This is a genomic window from Dactylosporangium sp. NPDC051087 (genome assembly GCF_055586325.1).
Genome location: NZ_JBVJIJ010000010.1, coordinates 299,673 through 315,803 on the forward strand (window position 1 = coordinate 299,673; position 16,131 = coordinate 315,803).

The window sequence follows — 16,131 nt, forward strand, 5'->3', positions numbered from 1 at the left end:
GCGGTCGATGGGTGTGGGTGGGCCGTTCGCGTAGGGGGCGTGGTCGGCTGCGGTGCGGTGGCGGCGGTGCCGGGCCCGGGGGATCGACGGGCTTGCTGATCGTGGCCCCGGGAGCGGCGGGTGCGCGTCGACCGGCGGGGACGGGCGGTGCGCCGTATCGTGAGCGGAGTGCTGGTCGTCACGAACGAGTTCGCCGGGCGGACCGAGACAGCAGCGGTCGACGCGGTCCTCGACGTGCTGCGCGGGTTCGGTGAGGTCGAGACGGCCACCTGCGGCGACGAGGGCGACGTCGACAGGATCCTCGACGCCAGAGGCGAGCGCAGGCTGGTCGTCGTCGGCGGGGACGGGTCGCTGCACACGATGGTCGGTGCGCTGCTGCGGCGCGGGGAGGCGGGCACCTGCGAGGTGGCCCTGATCCCGCTCGGCACCGGCAACGACTTCGCGCGCGGCGTCGGCATCCCCGTCGACGACCTGGTGGCGGCCGCCCGGATCGCGGCCGGTGGCACCGCCCGCCCGACGGACCTGATCGTCGGCGACGGTGGCGGGGTCGTCATCAACGCCGTGCACGTCGGTGCCGGGGCGGAGGCGGCGATGAAGGCGAAGCCGCTGAAGAAGCGGTTGAAGATCGCGGCGTTCCCGATCGGCGCGGTGCTCGCGGGGTTCACGGCGCGGGGGTGGCGGCTGCGGGTCACCGTCGACGGTGCGGTCGTGGCGCGCGGGCGGCGGCGGGTGCTGATGGCGGGGCTGTCCAACGCGCCGACGATCGCCGGGGGCACCGGTGAGCTCGGCCCCGGCGCCGACCCGGCCGACGGGCTCGCCGACGTCACCGTGTCGTTCGCCGTCGGGCCGTTCGCCCGGGTCGGTTACGCCCTGGCCCTGCGCGACGGCCGGCACCCGGGCCGCGCCGACGTCACCCACCTGCGCGGCCGTGACGTGCGCATCGAGGGCGACCCGTTCCACGTCAACGCCGACGGTGAGCTGTCCGGCCCGTTCCGCGCCCGCCACTGGACAGTAGCGAAGGGCGCCTGGCTCCTCGTCCGCGGAGACGCGGCAGCGGAGCCGGACGCCGAGGTCCGCTGAGGCGCAGCAGCAGCGGAGCCGGACGCCGAGGTCCGCTGAGGTGCAGCAGCCGCGGAGCCGGACGCCGAGGTCCGCTGAGGCGCAGCAGCAGCGGAGCCAGGCGCCGACTCCGCCGAGGCGCAGCAGCAGCGGCGGAGCCGGGCGCCGGACCGTCAGGAGAGGCCGGCGAGGCGCAGCAGCAGCCCCTTCACCTCTGTCGCGTCGACCGACTCCAGGCTCAGCGACGGGTCGTTGCACAGCCAGACGGGCCCGTCCTCCACAGTGGACGGCATGAGGCCGTGGGAGCCCTTGACCGCCTTGGCCCCGGCGTCCAGGCCGACGACGCTCATCATGTACCGCATCCCGAGCTTCTTCCGCGCCAGGGCCAGGCCCGCCCGGGCCTTCGCCGCGCCCGGTGCGGCCGGGTCGAAGAGGAGCTCCGCCGGGTCGTACCCGGGCTTGCGGTGGATCTCCACCAGCTGCGCGAAGTCCGGCTTGCGGGCGTCGTCGAGCCAGTAGTAGTAGGTGAACCACGCGTCGGGCTCGGCCAGCAGGACGAGCTCCCCGGCCCGCTCGTGGTCGAGGCCGGTGCGCTGCTTGCCGGCCGCGTCGAGGACCTCGCCGACGCCCGGCAGGCCCGCGCACAGCTTCTGCACCACCGGCAGGTCCGCGGCGTCGCGGACGTAGACGTGCGCGATCTGGTGGTCGGAGACCGCGAACGCCCGCGACGTCCACGGGTCGAGGTACTCCATCCCGTCCTGGGTGTAGACGTTGAGGAGTCCCTCCGCACGCAACAACCGGTTGACGTCGACCGGGCGGCTCGCCTCGGTGATGCCGTACTCCGAGAGGACGACGACGGTCACGCCCCGCACCTCGGCAGCGGCCAGCAGGGGGGCGACGACGTTGTCCAGCTCGGCGGCGGCCGCGTCGGCCTGCGGCGAGGACGGGCCGAAGCGCTGCAGGTCGTAGTCGAGGTGCGGCAGGTACACCAGGGTCAGGTCCGGCGACTTGTCGACCATGATCTGCTCGGCGGCCCTGGCGATCCACGCCGAGGACGGGATGCCCGCGCCGGGCCCCCAGTAGGTGAAGAGCGGGAACTCGCCCAGCTTGGCCGTCAGCTCGTCGTGCAGCGCCGGCGGGAACGTGTAGCAGTCGGGTTCCTTGCGCCCGTCGGCGTAGTAGATGGGGCGCGGGGTGACGGTCCAGTCGACGTCGGCGCCCATCGCGTACCACCAGCAGACGTTCGCCACCGTGTAGCCGGGCTCGGCGCGCCGGGCGGCCTGCCACAGCTTGTCGCCGCCGACGAGCGCGTTGTGCTGCCGCCACAGGAAGATCTCGCCGAGGTCCCGGAAGTACCAGCCGTTGCCGACGATCCCGTGGGAGGAGGGCAGCTCCCCGGTGAGGAACGTCGACTGCACGGAGCAGGTGACCGCGGGGAGGACGGGCTTGAGCGGCACGGTCGCGCCGACGGCGGACAGCCGCGGCATGTGCGCCAGCAGCCTGGGCGTCAGCCCGACCACGTCGAGGACCAGCAGGGGCTTGCTCATCAGGGCTCCAACGTCATGAGACGGTCTTGAGACCGAGGTCGTGCAGGATGTCGCGGGCATAGGCGAGCTCGGCGGCCATCCCGGCGGCGAGCTGCGAAGGTCCGGTCGGGCGCTGCGCCTGCGGCAGCACACCCCAGGTGTAGGTCTCGACCTCGAGGTGGTCGCAGCCGGCCGCCGGCCCGCCGAGCAGCGCCGCGAGCCCGGACCGCAGCACGTCCGTGGTCGCCTGCAACGGCGGCGACGGTGCGGCGTGCAGCGGCACGTGGTAGTGCACCCGCCACGGCCCGTCGGCGCCGCTGGCCAGGGCCTCGTCGAGGTCGTCGAAGGACGCGGCGCAGCCGCGGGACCGGGTCTGGTGCATGAACCGGGGCTCGACGTAGGAGGCGAGGGCGGGCGAGGAAGGGTCGTCGACGGCGAGCGCCGCCGACACCTGGATCTTCACCACGGGCAGCCCGGCGCGGGCGAGGCGCTGCACGGCGGCGCCCGGGTCCTCCCACGCGCAGGCGAGGTGCGCGAGGTCCATGCAGACCCCGAGGTACCTGGGATCGACCCCGGACAGGTGCACCGTCGCCTGGAGGGTGTTCTCGATGACGCAGCCCGGCTCCGGCTCGAACGCGACCCGGATCGGCCGCTCCAGGAACGACAGCCCGTAGGCGAGCTGGTCCATGGCCCGGTTGACGGCGGCGACCTGCGGCCCGTCCCACGGGTCGCGCCAGCCCAGCGGCAGCGTGGAGATCGAGCCCCGCGCGGCGTCGTCGGGCAGCAGGTCCACCAGGATCCGCGCGAGGTCCATCGTGTACCGCAGCCGCCGCGGGTCGGCCCAGTCCGGCAGGTACACGGCCTTCTTCACGACCGGCGCCTGGAACGCCTCGTACGGGAACCCGTTGAGCGTCACCACCTCCAGGCCGCGCGTGTCCAGCTCACGGCGGAACCGCCGCCGCAACGCGGGGTCGCCGGCCAGCTCCGCCGCCACGTCGGCGGCGAGCCACAGCCCGAGACCGAGCACCGGGGTGTCCAGCAACGACCTGACCTGCGCCGCGTAGACATCGAGTTGCGTGATGATGCCCGGGAGATCCTCCGCGGGGTGGACGTTGGTCCCGTAGGCCAGGTGGACCACCTGGCCGTCGGGGTGCCGCAGCCGCATCACGACCCGCCGCGGAGGATCGAGTTCCCCTCGAACGTGGCGTCGACATCGAGCAGTTCCGAGACGTCCAGACGCTTCGACTGGCCGTAGAACTCGACCGGGTTGCGCCACAGCACGCGGTCGACGTCGTCGGCGGTGAACCCCGCCGCCAGCATCGCCTCGCCGGTCCGCAGCGTCAGCAGCGGGTCGGAGCGGCCCCAGTCGGCGGCGGAGTTGACCAGGACCTGGTCCAGGCCGTGCTCCTGCAGGATCGAGACCATCCGCGACGGCGTCATCTTCGTGTCGGGGTAGATGGAGAAGCCCATCCAGCAGCCGCTCTCGGCGACCCGGGCGACGGTGACCTCGTTGAGGTGGTCGACGACGACGCGGCCCGGGTCGATGCCGGACTCGCGGACGACGGCGATGGTCCGGTCGGTGCCGCGCGCCTTGTCCCGGTGCGGGGTGTGCACCATCGCCGGGAGCTCGTGCTCGACGGCGAGGGCGAGCTGGGCGGCGAACACCTCGTCCTCCTCCGGCGTCATCGAGTCGTAGCCGATCTCGCCGACCGCGACGACGCCGTCCTTCTCCAGGTACCGCGGCAGCACCGACAGCACGTCGCGGCAGCGCGGGTCGTTGGCCTCTTTCGGGTTGAGCGCGATCGTGCAGTGGTGGCGGATGCCGAACTGCGAGGCCCGGAACGGCTCCCACCCGACGAGGGAGTCGAAGTAGTCGGTGAACGACCCGACGTTGGTGCGCGGCTGCCCGAGCCAGAACGCCGGCTCGACGAGGGCGCGCACCCCGGCGGCGGCCATCCGCTCGTAGTCGTCGGTGGTGCGGGACGTCATGTGGATGTGCGGGTCGAAGATGCGCATCACGAAACCTTCTCCTGGAGGCGGTGCAGCAGCGCGGTGGCGTCGTCGGCGACGGCGCGACCGGCGGCGTGCCGCTCCTCGACGAGCCCGGCGAGCATGGTGGCGAGCTCCGCGTCGGCGCGCGTGTCGAGGTCGGCGACGGCATCCAGGGGCAGGCCCATGAAGACGGCCTTCAGCACGCCCTGCCGCCACGCGGCGTCGGGGAGGGCCGCGGCGGCCGGGCCGAGCGCGGCGGCGACGAGCCGGGTGTCGTTGGTGCGCAAGGCGTCCAGCAGGAGCCCTTGGAAAGCGTCCTGGGCGGGCAGCAGCGGCAGCGCCCGCAGGACGGCCCGCTTCTCCGCCGCGTCGCCGTAGCGGTACAGCGGCTCCAGCTCGGTCGCCAGCGAGTCGGCCGGCAGCCGGGTGAGCAGGAGGACGCGGGCCGCGTCGTCCACGGTCCAGCCGGGCAGGCCGGCCAGCGCCCAGCGGCCGCAGCGGCGGCCGGCGGCGGGGAACAGCCGGCCGATCGCGGACGGCTGGCGGGCCACGGTCTCCAGCGCCGTGTCGAGCCACACCGTGTCCGTCAGCTCGGCGGTGAGGGAGTCGTACAGGTTCATGGCACCTCCTGGAATCGGTCCAGTGACTGCGCTTCGGCGGCGCGCAGGAAGGCGAGGGAGTCCCGGGCCACCGTGGGTGCGGCGTGGCTGTGCCGGGGGAGCTCGACGGCGACGAGGCCGCCGTAGTCGGTGTCGTTGAGGGCGCGCAGCACGGCGGGGAAGTCGACCTCGCCGGTGCCGAACTCGAGGTGTTCGTGCACGCCGCGGCGCATGTCGTCGATCTGCACGTTGACGATCGACCCGGCGACCCGGCGCACGCAGTCCTCGGCGGGGATCGGCTCCAGGCACCGGCAGTGGCCGATGTCGAGGGTCAGTCCGAAGTGGACGGGCGCACCGAGGTCGGCGCGCAGCCGCTCCCAGTCGTCGATGCACTCCACGAGCATGCCGGGCTCCGGCTCGAAGCCGAGCATCATCTCGGCGGCCTCGGCGGCGGCGAGGACCTCGGCGCAGCCGGTGACGAGCCGCCGCCACGCGAGGTCCGGCGGGAGATCGGCGGGGCGGACCCCGGCCCAGAAGCTGACGGCCTCCGCGCCGAGGTCGGTGCCGATCCGCACGGCCCGGCTCAGGAAGTCGATCCGTGCCGCGGGGTCGTCGTCGAGCAGGGTCGGCGCGTGCTTGTGCCACGGGTCGAGCAGGAAGCGGGCGCCGGTCTCGATGACGACGCCGAGGCCGAGCTCGCCGAGGCGGCGGCCGAGCGCCCGGACGTGCCGCCACAGGTTGCTGTCGAAGGGGTCCAGGTGGTGGTGGTCGAGGGTCAGCGCCACCCCGGTGTAGCCGAGCTCCGCGATGACGGTCAGCGCGTCGTCGAGGCGGTGGTTGCTGAAGCCGTTCGTCCCGTACCCGAATCTGAGGCTCATGACCGGCTCATGTCGGTGACAGCCGCTTCGCGAGCTGCCGGCCGAGCGGTGCGGCGGCCGCGACGGCGATCCCGGCGAGGGGTGCGCCGGCCCGCGCGGTGAGCGCGCCCTGCAGCGTCGGCAGGTTGACGATCCCGGCGCCGACGGACGCCCGGATGTTGCCCGCGGTCGGTTTCTCCAGGGCCTTCAGCTGCGCCTCGCCGTAGCGTTTCGCGTACCAGCCGGACAGCGCGGCGGGAATCCAGGACCAGCGGCCGACCGGCCGGGCGGGCAGCGCCGCCGAGACGGCCACCGCGGCGGACCCGGCGAGGGTGGCCGCCGGCAGCGACGGCGTGGCGCCGTGGACCTCCGCCCTGGACAGTGCGGTCACGGTGTACGTGTGGGCGAAGACCGTCGCCGCGGGGTAGGCGGCCGTCCGCAGCCGCCCGCCGCTCGCGCCGAGGAGCACGTCGAGCGCCCGGCAGGCGGCCATCGCGGCGGGTCCCGCCGGGGTGTTCTTGAGTTTCAGGTCGTAGGCCCAGACGGCGCCGGCGAGCGGCACCGCGACGGCGAGGGCGCGCCGGCCGCCGGCGAGCCCGGCGAGGGCGACCCCGGCGGCGGTGAGCCCGGCCGCGACCCCGAACGCGGTCCCCGGCGTGATGCGGCCCGAGGGGATCGGGCGTTCGGGGCGTTCGGTGGCGTCCAGGTCACGGTCGGCCCAGTCGTTGGCGGCCATGCCCGCCCAGTACAGCAGGACCGAGGACCCGGCGAGGGCGGGGGTGCGTGCCCCGAGGGTCCCCGCGGCCGCGGCGCCGGCGACGACGTCCCCGGGCACGCTCAGCGCCGCCGGGGCACGGACCAGCTCCGCCAGGGTCTTCCAGTCGGGCCTCACAGCGACCGTACAAACGTCGCGAGGGCCTCGAACTGGGCGCCGAGCGCGTGGTCGACCTCGCCGAGGGGGTCCTTGAAGAAGAACGCGAGCTCGGTCAGCGGCCCGGACCGCCCGGCGGCGTGCGCGGCCGCCGTCAGCCGGGCCAGGTCCAGCACCAGCGGCGCGGCCAGGGCCGAGTCGCAGCCGTGCCAGGTGAACTCCATGCGCATCGGCGTGCCGAGGAACCCGGCGAACGTGATGAGATCCCAGGCGGTCTTGAAGTCGCCGATGTCGGGCACGTACTCGATGCGGGTGTGCCCGTCGGGCTGGTAGCCGAGGGTCTCGCTGAGCACCCGCTGCTTGCTGGCCGACTTCGCGGCGTTGGCGGCCGGCTCGGCGAGGGTCGCGCCGTCGCCGCCGCCCAGCAGGTTGGTGCCCGACCACGACTTGACCCGCAGGTTGCGCATGGCGAACATCGGCGCGAGCACCGACTTGATGAGCGTCTCGCCGGTCTTGCCGTCATGCCCGGCATAGGCGACGTCCTGCGAGAGCGCCAGCTCGTGCAGGGCGGGCAGCCGGGCGCCGGTCGACGGGGTGAAGTCGACGAACGAGCAGCCCGCCTCGAACGCCGCATACGCCATGAGGGAGCTCGGCGGGAGCGTGTCGAGCGCGTCCCGCAGCGACTGCAGCGACGTGTGCGCCGGGTGCGGCGCCGCGGCGGCCTCGGTGGAGGCGACGTTGACGACCACCACCCGCGCGAGGTTGTGCCGGCGCTTGAAGTCCAGCAGGTCGGCGGTGATCCCGGCGGCGACCTCGGCCGCGGTGCCGTGCGGCAGCGGACGGATCTCCTTGTCCACCGCCGCCAGCTCCTCGTGCAGGGTGGCGACCAGGCGGGCGGGCACGACCCCGGCGTCGGCGAGGGCCTCGGCCTTCTTCGCCACGCAGATGGTGGCGACGTCGTGGCCGCCGAAGACGAGGTCGCCGAAGCCGGGCAGCGCGTCGCTGCGCAGCACGGGATGTTCGGTGACGCAACCGATCGGCTCGGTGAGCCCGGCGCGCACAGCGGCAGCACCGACGATGCTGGTGACGGCGACGGAACCGCGCGCGCCTACCAGCCACACACCCGTTTGCACCGGGCCCTCCCAAATGGCGGTTGGAGTTGTGTGACGATCTTGTGGGCGACATCACCGACTGTCGCTGAGTTGGCAGCGTAGAACCCCCTGACGCCTTCCGCCAGTGCCAACCGAACTTTTCTCCAAACCAAAAAAACTTCCCGCGCTAGCGTGCAAAAGAGGTCAGCGCCGGGCGACGGCGCGCTCGACGGCCGTCCACAGCCCGGAGGTGACCAGGTAGATTCCGGCGGCCACCGGGGTGATCGCGGCGAACGCCACGGTCCCGAACGACAGCGCCCGGACGAAGCCCGGCGAGCCCTCCGGCAGCTGCCGCACGTTCCAGACGGCGACGGCGGCGAGCGCGGCGACGATCAGCCAGCCGGCGAGGGCGGCCGGGTGGTCGAGCAGCCTGGCGGTCAGGTCGGTGCCGAGCAGGGTGTGGCCGCGGACCGCGTCGCCGGTGAACTCGCGGTACAGCAGCCAGACGACGGGCGCCTGGGCCAGCATCGGCAGGATGCCCGCGAGAGGGCCCGAGCCTTCGGCGCGCATGAGCGCGGCGGTCTTCTCGGCGAGGACGACCGGGTCCTTGCCGTGCTGCTCCCGCAGCCGCGTCAGCTGCGGGGCGAGCCTGGCGCGGACCTTCTCCGCGCGGTACGCCCGCAGGCTCAGCGGCAGCAGGGCGGCCCGGACGGCGAGGGTGGCGATGACGATGGCGGCGGCGACGGACCCGGTGGAGGAGGCGAGCAGGACGAGGACATGGTGCAGCACGACAGGAGCCCTTCGGCTTGGACGCGCGCAGGCGCCGGCCACCGCGGCCACCACCCGGCGCGCACGGCGGAGCCGCACGGGCGGGCAGGGCGAGGCGGGGTCGGGAGGAGCGCGCGGAGATGGACGAGCGGGAGTCAGGAAGGAGGGACTACCGCTGTCCGGGCGCGCGGGGCCGCGGCCGTCCGGCTGCGTCGGGGTCCATGGCGCGGGTCGGCTGCGCCCGCCGGGAACGGGCCCGCGCCGGGACGGGCACGGCCCGCCGCGGCGCCGTGGGCGCACCGGTGAGCAGGCGCGCCGCGAGGACGATCGCGAGCGCGGCGAGGACGGCCGTCGCCACGGCGACGGCGTCGGCCGGCGAGGTCACCGAGGACCAGGCGGCGAGAAGGGTGGTCAGCGACCACGACATGGCACCGAGGATACGCCACCGGGCGCCCGGATCACATGGCGTGCGCGGCCGGGCGGCGGCTCGCCTTCTCGCGGTACATGTCGGCGTCGGCGGCCCGCATCATGTCGTCCAGGGTCCCGCCGGTCGCCGTCGTCACCCCGATGCTGGCGTCGATCCGGACGAACCGCCCGTCGAGGCGGATCGGGGCGATCAGCGCGAACCGCAGCCGGGCCGCCACCTCCGCGGCGTCGTCGGCGGTGGCGCCGGGCAGCAGGACGACGAACTCGTCGCCGCCGAGCCTGGCCACCAGGTCGCCGTCGCGGGCCTGCGCGCGCAGCCGGGCACCGACGACCCGCAGCAGCTCGTCGCCGGCCGCGTGGCCGAGCGTGTCGTTGACGGCCTTGAAGCCGTCGAGGTCCAGGACGAGCACCGACGCGAGGGTGCCGGGTGGCAGACCCGTACGGGTGTACTCGTCGAGCAGGTGGCGGTTGCCCAGGCCGGTCAGCGGGTCGTGCAGCGCCTGGTGGCGCAGCTCCGCGCGGGCCTCGCCGAGCTGGCGCATGTGGGTGCGGTGGCCGCGGGACAGCAGGCCGGCCAGGACCGCGACGACCAGGTGCAGGGCCGGGGCCAGGGTGACCCATTCGCTGGGCAGCTGCCGGCCGGCGAGCGGCTCGGCCCAGACGTACATGGTGACGCAGCTCAGGGCCGTCGCGAGCCAGGTGAGCAGGGCGCCCGTGAGCTGGTTGCGGAAGGCGCCGATGACGATGGGGATGACGAAGATCGGCCACAGGGTGACGTCGGTGTACCGGATCGTGCCCATGACCGCGCCGATGGTGGTCGCGGTGTCCAGGGTCACCAGTACCGCGCTGATCCGCGGGTACCGGCTCCGTCCGACGCTGCGCAGCGCGTGCCAGGCGAGAACGTTGGTGAGCGCGAGGGGCACCGCCCACAGCGTGAGGGTGTTCGGCACCGGGAGCAGCACCACGGTGCACACGACCCACAGCACGGAGCCGAACCGGCTGATCAGGCCGGCCCACTCGATGCTGCGCCGGAAACGGAGCAGGGGCAGATCCACGCCCCAATGTCGACCGCCAGTAACCGAACCTGAGAAGGATCTGAGCCAACCTGAGGAGAATCTCAGGTTGAACCCCTAGGTGACCGCTTTCAGGTGCGTTCCGGATAGTCCTGAGGGTTCACGGTCCGTAAGGTCGGCGTCGTGGCACTCATCGAGACGCGTGCGCTGACGAAGCGCTACGGAGGTGGCGTCACCGCCCTGCAGGAACTGACTCTGGCGGTGGAGCCCGGGATCATCGGGCTGGTCGGCGCGAACGGCGCCGGCAAGTCCACGTTTATCAAGATCATGCTCGGGCTCCTTCAGCCGTCCGGCGGCGAGCTGAGGGTTCTCGGGCTCGACCCGACGACGCAGTCCGTGGAGGTGCGGCAGCGCGTCGGGTACATGCCCGAGCACGACTGCCTGCCGAGCGAGACGTCGGCGGCCGAGTACGTGACGCACCTGGCGCGGATGAGCGGGCTGCCCGCCAACGCCGCCCGGGAGCGGGCGTCCGAGGCGCTGCGGCACGTCGGGCTCTACGAGGAGCGGTACCGCCAGATCGGCGGCTACTCGACCGGCATGAAGCAGCGGGTCAAGCTGGCCCAGGCGCTCGCCCACGACCCGGACCTGCTGCTGCTGGACGAGCCGACCAACGGCCTCGACCCGGCCGGCCGCGACGCGATGCTGGAGCTGGTGTACCGCATCGGCACCGAGTTCGGCATCTCGATCGTCGTGTGCTCGCACCTGCTCGGCGAGGTCGAGCGGATCTGCACGTCGCTGATCGCGATCGAGGGCGGCAAGCTGCTGCGCTCCGCGACGGTGTCGGACATGACGACCAGCCGCGACGTGCTCACCGTCGAGGTGAGCGAGGGGGTCGAGCTGCTCGTCGCCCGCCTCGCCGAGCAGGGCCTGCCGGTGTCGCGCGACGGTGCGTCGCTCATGGTGCCGATGGACAGCGACGACGTGTACGACCGCATCCTGGTCGCGGTCGCCGAGCTGGACCTGCCGCTGCACCGCCTCGACCAGCGCCGCCACCGCGTCGCTGAGCTCTTCCAAACCCCGACGGTGACCGGACCGGCCGGACCGGCAGCACAGGAGGTCGGCCATGGCGCAGCCAACTAGCGTCATCCATGACATCGGCTACCAGCGTTACACGGGCCCGAGGCTCGGCCGCTGGTACGCCAACCGTTCCCTCTACGAGCAGAGCCTGCGGACCGCGTTCGGCATCGGCCGGGGCGCCAAGGCGAAGATCTTCCCGTGGCTGGTGATCGGCATCGCGCTCAGCGTCGCCGTCGTCGAGATCGCGGTACGGTCGCTGACGGGCCAGTCGTTCATCAGCTACCGCGGGTTCGCGGCCTTCATCTCGTTCCCGGTGATGCTGTTCCTCGCCATCGTGGCGCCGGAGCTGGTGTCGCGGGACCTGCGGGACCGGACGCTGCCGCTGTACTTCAGCCGGCCGCTGTCGCGCTCCGACTACGCCCTGGCGAAGTACGCCGCGCTGTCGACGGTGGTGCTGCTCCTGCTCGCCGTGCCGCAGCTGCTGATCTACATCGGCGCGGTCTTCACCCGCACCGACGGGTTCTCCGGCGCGATGAAGGAGCTCGGCGACATGGGCCCGGGCCTCGGCGGCGCCGTCATCCGGTCGCTGGTCCTCGCCGGGATCGCGCTGCTGGTCGCGTCGCTGAGCGGCCGCCGGGCGTTCGCCGCGGCGTTCATCGTCGGCGTGTTCGTCATCACCGCGCCGATGGTCGGCATCCTCAACGTCATCGGCGGCGGCGAGGGCAGCGCGCTGGCGAGCCTGTCGTTCATGGTCAACCCGATGACCCTGCTCATCGGCGTCGAGCAGTGGCTCTTCGGTACACCGGACGCCGATGCCATGCCGATCGGCGACTACGGCCCCGTCTACGGCGTCGGCACCCTCGTGCTGCTCGCCGGCTGCATCTCGCTCCTGCTCCTGCGTTACCGGAAGGTGGCCGCCTGATGGGCACCGTCGACCTGCAGCACGTGTCGCGCTGGTACGGCAACGTCGTCGCCGTCAACGACGTGACGATGACCCTCGGCCCCGGGGTGACGGGCCTGCTCGGGCCGAACGGCGCCGGCAAGACCACGCTGCTGCACATGATGTCGGGGTTCCTGGCCCCGTCGAAGGGCACGCTCACCGTCGACGGCGCGCCGTCGTGGCGCAACCCCGACGTGTACCGCACCCTCGGCCTCGTCAGCGAGCGGGAGGCCGTGCACGGGTTCCTCACCGGCAAGGAGTTCGTGGTCGCCAGCGCGAAGCTGTTCCGCCTCGCCAACCCGGAGGAGGCCGCCCGCCGCGCCCTCGCCCTGGTGGAGATGGAGCCGGCGCAGGACCGCCGCATCGACACCTACAGCAAGGGCATGCGGCAGCGGATCCGGGTCGCGGCCGCGCTCGTGCACGACCCGGGGGTGCTGCTGCTGGACGAGCCGTTCAACGGCATGGACCCGCGCCAGCGCTTCCACATGATGGACCTGCTGCACAAGATGGGCGACGACGGCCGCACCGTGCTGTTCTCCTCGCACATCCTGGAGGAGGTCGAGCAGGTGTCCGGCACCGTCCAGGTGATGGTCGCCGGCCGGCTCGCCGCGTCCGGCGACTTCCGCACCATCCGCCGGCTCATGACCAACCGGCCGCACGTGTTCTCGATCCGCTCCAGCGACGACCGCCGCCTGGCGGTGGCGCTGATCGGCGAGGCGTCCGTGGCGGGTGTCGACCTCGACGCGACAGGCCTGCAGGTCCGGGCGTCCGACTACGGCACGTTCACCCGTGCGCTGCCCCGCATCGCGCTCAAGGAGGGCGTGCGGGTGCGGCAGCTGCTGCCCGCCGACGAGTCCCTGGAAAGCGTCTTCTCCTACCTGGTGGGTGCCTGATGAATCCGACCATCGCCCGCATCACGCTGCGCGGCCTGCTCGGCCGCCGCCGGATCTGGCTGCTGGTGCCGCTGCCGATCATCCTGGCCGGCTTCGCCGCGGCGGCCCGGGCCTTCGGGGAGCCGCCGTCGGAATGGGGGGAGCCGGTCATCGTCGGCCTCGGCTTCGCCGCGGTGCTGCCGGTGATCGCGCTCATCGTCGGCACCGGCGTGCTCGGCTCCGAGATCGACGACGGCACGATCACGCACATCCTGTCCAAGCCGATCCCGCGCTCGGAGATCGTGTTCACCAAGCTGGCCGTCGCGGTCGGGGTGACCGGCGGGTTCGCCGCCGTGCCGCTGTTCATCGTCGGGCTGCTCGCCGAGTCCACACCGCTGGCGTTCGCGCTCGTCGTCGGCGCGTTCGTCGGCGCCCTCGCCTATTGCGCGCTGTTCCTGGCGATCAGCGTCATCACCCGCCGGCCGGTGCTGCTCGGACTGGTCTACGTGGTGCTGTGGGAGGGCCTGCTGGGCAACCTGCTGTCCGGCACGGCGAAGCTGAGCATCCAGCAGTACGTGAAGACGATCGTCGACTGGCTCGCCCCGACCGACGTGCTGTCGGGTTCGGTGTCGGTGCCGGTGAGCTTCGTCATGGCCGGCGTGTTCACCGTCGGCATGACCGCCCTGGCGGTGCAGAAGCTGCGGACGTTCGCCGTCGCGGGCGAGACGGGCTAACGTCCCGCTGGTGAGTTTCCACCGCGTGTACAGCGTCGCCGTCTTCATCGTGCTGGCGTCGCTGGACAACGTGGCGATCAGCCTGGTGCCGCCGCTCTACTCGCCGATCAGCCGCTCCCTCGGCGTCGGCGAGGGAGCGCTCGGCGTGGTGACCGCGGTCGGGTATCTCGTGACCGCGGTCGCCGCCGTCGGCTGGGCGTATGCCGGCGACCGCACCGACCGCAAGCCCGTCCTCATGGCCGGCACCCTGATCTGGGCCGCCGGCACGGTCGGCACCGTCCTCGCCGGCGGCTACTGGACGTTCCTCGCCGCGCAGCTCGTCGCGGCCGTCGGGCTCGGCGCCGTCGGCTCGGTCGGGTTCTCCGTCGTCAGCGACCTCATCTCGCCCCGCCGCCGCGGCCTCGTGATGAGCCTGTGGGGGCTGTCGCAGGGCGTCGGCACCCTCGCCGGGGTCCTCGTCGCCAGCCAGCTCGGCGGCACGGACTGGCGGCGCCCGTTCGAGGTCCTCGCCGTCCTCGGGGTCCTCGCCGCCGCCGCGTACTTCACGACCGCCGACATCCGCCGCGGGCAGAGCGAGCCGGACCTCGCCGCGGTCTTCGCCGCCGGGGAGGAGTACGAGCACCGCATCTCCCGCGGCGACCTGCCCGGCATCGTCGCCCGCCGCACCAACGTGTGGCTGATCCTGCAGGGGCTCACCGCGCAGGCCGCGTTCGGGTCCCTGGTGTGGCTGCCGCGGCTGTTCCAGGCGAAGGCGGAGGCGCAGGGCTACGACGAGCGGACCGCCATCGCGATCGGCGGCATCCTCGCCACCCTCTTCCAGCTCGGCGGCGTGCTGTCGGTCGTCGGCGGCCTGATCGGCGACCGCTGGCAGCGGCGCGACCCCGGCGGCCGGGCGAAGGTCGCCGCGATCGGGATCCTCGCCGGGGTCCCGCTGTACGTGGCGCTGTTCTTCGCCCCGCTGACGCTCCCGGCCCCCGACGGCCGGTCCGCGACGGTCCTGGTCGTCGAGGCGCTGTTCACGACGCCGAGCCTCCTGGCCGCGTTCCTGTGCGCGCTGCTGGCCCTGGCGCTGACGTCGGCGAACTCGCCGAACTGGTTCGCGCTCATCGCCGACGTCAACCCGCCCGAGCACCGCGGGACCGTGTACTCACTGGGGAACCTCGTCAACGGCGTCGGCCGGGCGGCCGGCAACGGGATCGTCGGGGCGGTGTTCGCGGCGCTCGCGCGCAGCTTCCCGCCGCCGACGAACCTCGCCGTCGGACTCGCCGCCTTCCAGGTGTTCTTCATCCCGACCGGCGTCATGTACTGGCTCGCGTCCCGCACCGCCCCGGCGGACATCGAGGCGGTGCACGCACTGCTGCAGGAGCGCGCTACAGAGTCCGTAGATGAAATCCCCCGTCCACATCGATGACCTGGCCGGTGGAGAAGGGCAGCAGGTCCGTCGCGATCGCCGCCACCGCCCGGCCGACGTCCTCGGGGGTGCCCCAGCGCCGGATCGGCGTGACCCCGTCGCGCAGGATGAGCTTGTCGTACTTCTCCTGCACGGCGCTGGTCATGTCGGTGGCGATGATGCCGGGCCGCACCTCGAACACGGTGATGCCGTGCTCCGCGAGGCGCGCCGCGAACAGCTTCGTCATCATGCCGAGGCCGGCCTTCGTCACGCAGTAGTCGCCGCGGTTGACGCTCGCCGTGTACGCGCTCATCGACGAGATCGTGACGATCTTGCCCTGGACGCCGTCCTCGACCATCCGGCGGGCGACCTGCTGGGTGAGGAAGTACGGCCCCTTGAGGTTGATGCCGACCAGGCGGTCGAAGGACTCCTCGGTGGCCTCCAGGAGGTCCGCGCGCACCGCCGGCGCCACGCCCGCGTTGTTGACGAGCAGGTCGATCCCGCCGAACGCGTCGTACGCCTCCCGCACGAGCCGTGCCCGGTCCCCGGCGTCGCCGACGTCCGCCCGGACGAGGGCGGCCCGCGCGCCGCGCCTGCCGATCTCGGCGGCGGTGTCCTCGGCGGCGGCCAGGTTGGAGGCGTAGTTCACCACCACGTCGAGGCCGGCGTCCGCCAGGGCGAGGGCGATGCCCCGCCCGATGCCGCGCGAGGCACCGGTGACGAGCGCGGCGCTCACGCCGCCACCTTCCGCTGCGCTCCAGGCGTCGGCCTGAGCTGGAACTGATTCGATGGTGAGCGGCCCGAGCCGCTTCGCTGGCCGCTCACGCCGCCACCTTCCGCTGCGCTCCAGGCGTCGGCCTGAGCTGGAACTGATTCGATGGTGAGCGGCCCGAGCCGCTTCGCTGGCCGCTCACGC

17 protein-coding genes are annotated in these 16,131 nt (G+C 73.0%); 6 read left to right on the forward strand and 11 right to left on the reverse strand.

Annotated features, from left to right (window positions below; all coding sequences use genetic code 11):
* Nucleotides 1-168: 168 nt before the first annotated feature.
* The gene (locus tag ACZ6TV_RS21240) at nt 169-1,080 is read left to right on the forward strand and encodes a diacylglycerol/lipid kinase family protein (RefSeq protein WP_465298921.1); all 912 of its coding nucleotides are present in this window, start codon (nt 169-171) and stop codon (nt 1,078-1,080) included.
* Between the two features lie 152 nt (nt 1,081-1,232).
* Here ACZ6TV_RS21240 and ACZ6TV_RS21245 read toward each other — a convergent pair whose 3' ends face one another.
* The 10 genes from ACZ6TV_RS21245 to ACZ6TV_RS21290 form a co-directional block, all read right to left on the reverse strand.
* A complete protein-coding gene (locus tag ACZ6TV_RS21245) occupies nt 1,233-2,606 on the reverse strand; it encodes an alkaline phosphatase family protein (RefSeq protein ID WP_465298922.1) in 1,374 nt (457 codons plus the stop codon).
* 13 nt (nt 2,607-2,619) lie between these two features.
* The gene (gene eboE / locus ACZ6TV_RS21250) at nt 2,620-3,750 is read right to left on the reverse strand and encodes a metabolite traffic protein EboE (RefSeq protein ID WP_465298923.1); all 1,131 of its coding nucleotides are present in this window, start codon (nt 3,748-3,750) and stop codon (nt 2,620-2,622) included.
* Nucleotides 3,750-4,601 carry a TatD family hydrolase gene (locus ACZ6TV_RS21255; RefSeq protein WP_465298924.1) on the reverse strand — a complete coding sequence of 284 codons (852 nt, stop codon included), beginning with the start codon at nt 4,599-4,601 and terminating at the stop codon, nt 3,750-3,752. The genes eboE and ACZ6TV_RS21255 overlap by 1 nt, the downstream gene beginning before the upstream one ends.
* Nucleotides 4,601-5,197, reverse strand: a complete 597-nt coding sequence (locus ACZ6TV_RS21260) for an EboA domain-containing protein (protein ID WP_465298925.1) — start codon at nt 5,195-5,197, stop codon at nt 4,601-4,603. The genes ACZ6TV_RS21255 and ACZ6TV_RS21260 overlap by 1 nt, the downstream gene beginning before the upstream one ends.
* Nucleotides 5,194-6,054, reverse strand: coding sequence for a sugar phosphate isomerase/epimerase family protein (locus ACZ6TV_RS21265; protein WP_465298926.1), 861 nt, complete (start codon nt 6,052-6,054; stop codon nt 5,194-5,196). The genes ACZ6TV_RS21260 and ACZ6TV_RS21265 overlap by 4 nt, the downstream gene beginning before the upstream one ends.
* Nucleotides 6,055-6,061: 7 nt before the next feature.
* Nucleotides 6,062-6,925 carry an SCO3242 family prenyltransferase gene (locus ACZ6TV_RS21270; protein ID WP_465298927.1) on the reverse strand — a complete coding sequence of 288 codons (864 nt, stop codon included), beginning with the start codon at nt 6,923-6,925 and terminating at the stop codon, nt 6,062-6,064.
* Nucleotides 6,922-8,037 carry an inositol-3-phosphate synthase gene (locus ACZ6TV_RS21275; RefSeq protein WP_465298929.1) on the reverse strand — a complete coding sequence of 372 codons (1,116 nt, stop codon included), beginning with the start codon at nt 8,035-8,037 and terminating at the stop codon, nt 6,922-6,924. Before ACZ6TV_RS21275 ends, ACZ6TV_RS21270 begins: the two co-directional genes overlap by 4 nt.
* Nucleotides 8,038-8,199: 162 nt before the next feature.
* The gene (locus ACZ6TV_RS21280; RefSeq protein ID WP_465298930.1) at nt 8,200-8,784 is read right to left on the reverse strand and encodes a YidC/Oxa1 family membrane protein insertase; all 585 of its coding nucleotides are present in this window, start codon (nt 8,782-8,784) and stop codon (nt 8,200-8,202) included.
* Nucleotides 8,785-8,932: 148 nt separating this feature from the next.
* Nucleotides 8,933-9,190, reverse strand: a complete 258-nt coding sequence (locus ACZ6TV_RS21285; RefSeq protein ID WP_465298931.1) for a DUF6412 domain-containing protein — start codon at nt 9,188-9,190, stop codon at nt 8,933-8,935.
* Between the two features lie 31 nt (nt 9,191-9,221).
* Nucleotides 9,222-10,244: a diguanylate cyclase gene (locus tag ACZ6TV_RS21290; RefSeq protein WP_465298932.1), complete on the reverse strand. Its 1,023-nt coding sequence runs from the start codon at nt 10,242-10,244 to the stop codon at nt 9,222-9,224.
* A gap of 141 nt (nt 10,245-10,385) precedes the next feature.
* Here ACZ6TV_RS21290 and ACZ6TV_RS21295 point away from each other — a divergent pair, with 141 nt between their 5' ends.
* From ACZ6TV_RS21295 to ACZ6TV_RS21315, 5 genes are read left to right on the forward strand one after another with little or no spacing between them, the layout of a single operon-like run.
* Complete coding sequence (locus tag ACZ6TV_RS21295; protein ID WP_465298933.1) at nt 10,386-11,342, forward strand: ABC transporter ATP-binding protein; 957 nt, start codon at nt 10,386-10,388, stop codon at nt 11,340-11,342.
* A complete protein-coding gene (locus tag ACZ6TV_RS21300) occupies nt 11,326-12,201 on the forward strand; it encodes an ABC transporter permease (protein WP_465298934.1) in 876 nt (291 codons plus the stop codon). The genes ACZ6TV_RS21295 and ACZ6TV_RS21300 overlap by 17 nt, the downstream gene beginning before the upstream one ends.
* Nucleotides 12,201-13,112, forward strand: a complete 912-nt coding sequence (locus tag ACZ6TV_RS21305) for an ABC transporter ATP-binding protein (RefSeq protein WP_465298935.1) — start codon at nt 12,201-12,203, stop codon at nt 13,110-13,112. Before ACZ6TV_RS21300 ends, ACZ6TV_RS21305 begins: the two co-directional genes overlap by 1 nt.
* The gene (locus ACZ6TV_RS21310; RefSeq protein ID WP_465298936.1) at nt 13,112-13,825 is read left to right on the forward strand and encodes an ABC transporter permease; all 714 of its coding nucleotides are present in this window, start codon (nt 13,112-13,114) and stop codon (nt 13,823-13,825) included. The genes ACZ6TV_RS21305 and ACZ6TV_RS21310 overlap by 1 nt, the downstream gene beginning before the upstream one ends.
* Before the next feature lie 7 nt (nt 13,826-13,832).
* The gene (locus tag ACZ6TV_RS21315; protein WP_465298980.1) at nt 13,833-15,236 is read left to right on the forward strand and encodes an MFS transporter; all 1,404 of its coding nucleotides are present in this window, start codon (nt 13,833-13,835) and stop codon (nt 15,234-15,236) included.
* Here ACZ6TV_RS21315 and ACZ6TV_RS21320 read toward each other — a convergent pair.
* Entirely contained in the window at nt 15,196-15,951 is a 756-nt protein-coding gene (locus tag ACZ6TV_RS21320; RefSeq protein WP_465298937.1) for a 3-ketoacyl-ACP reductase, read from the reverse strand. The genes ACZ6TV_RS21315 and ACZ6TV_RS21320 overlap by 41 nt on opposite strands.
* Nucleotides 15,952-16,131 lie beyond the last annotated feature (180 nt).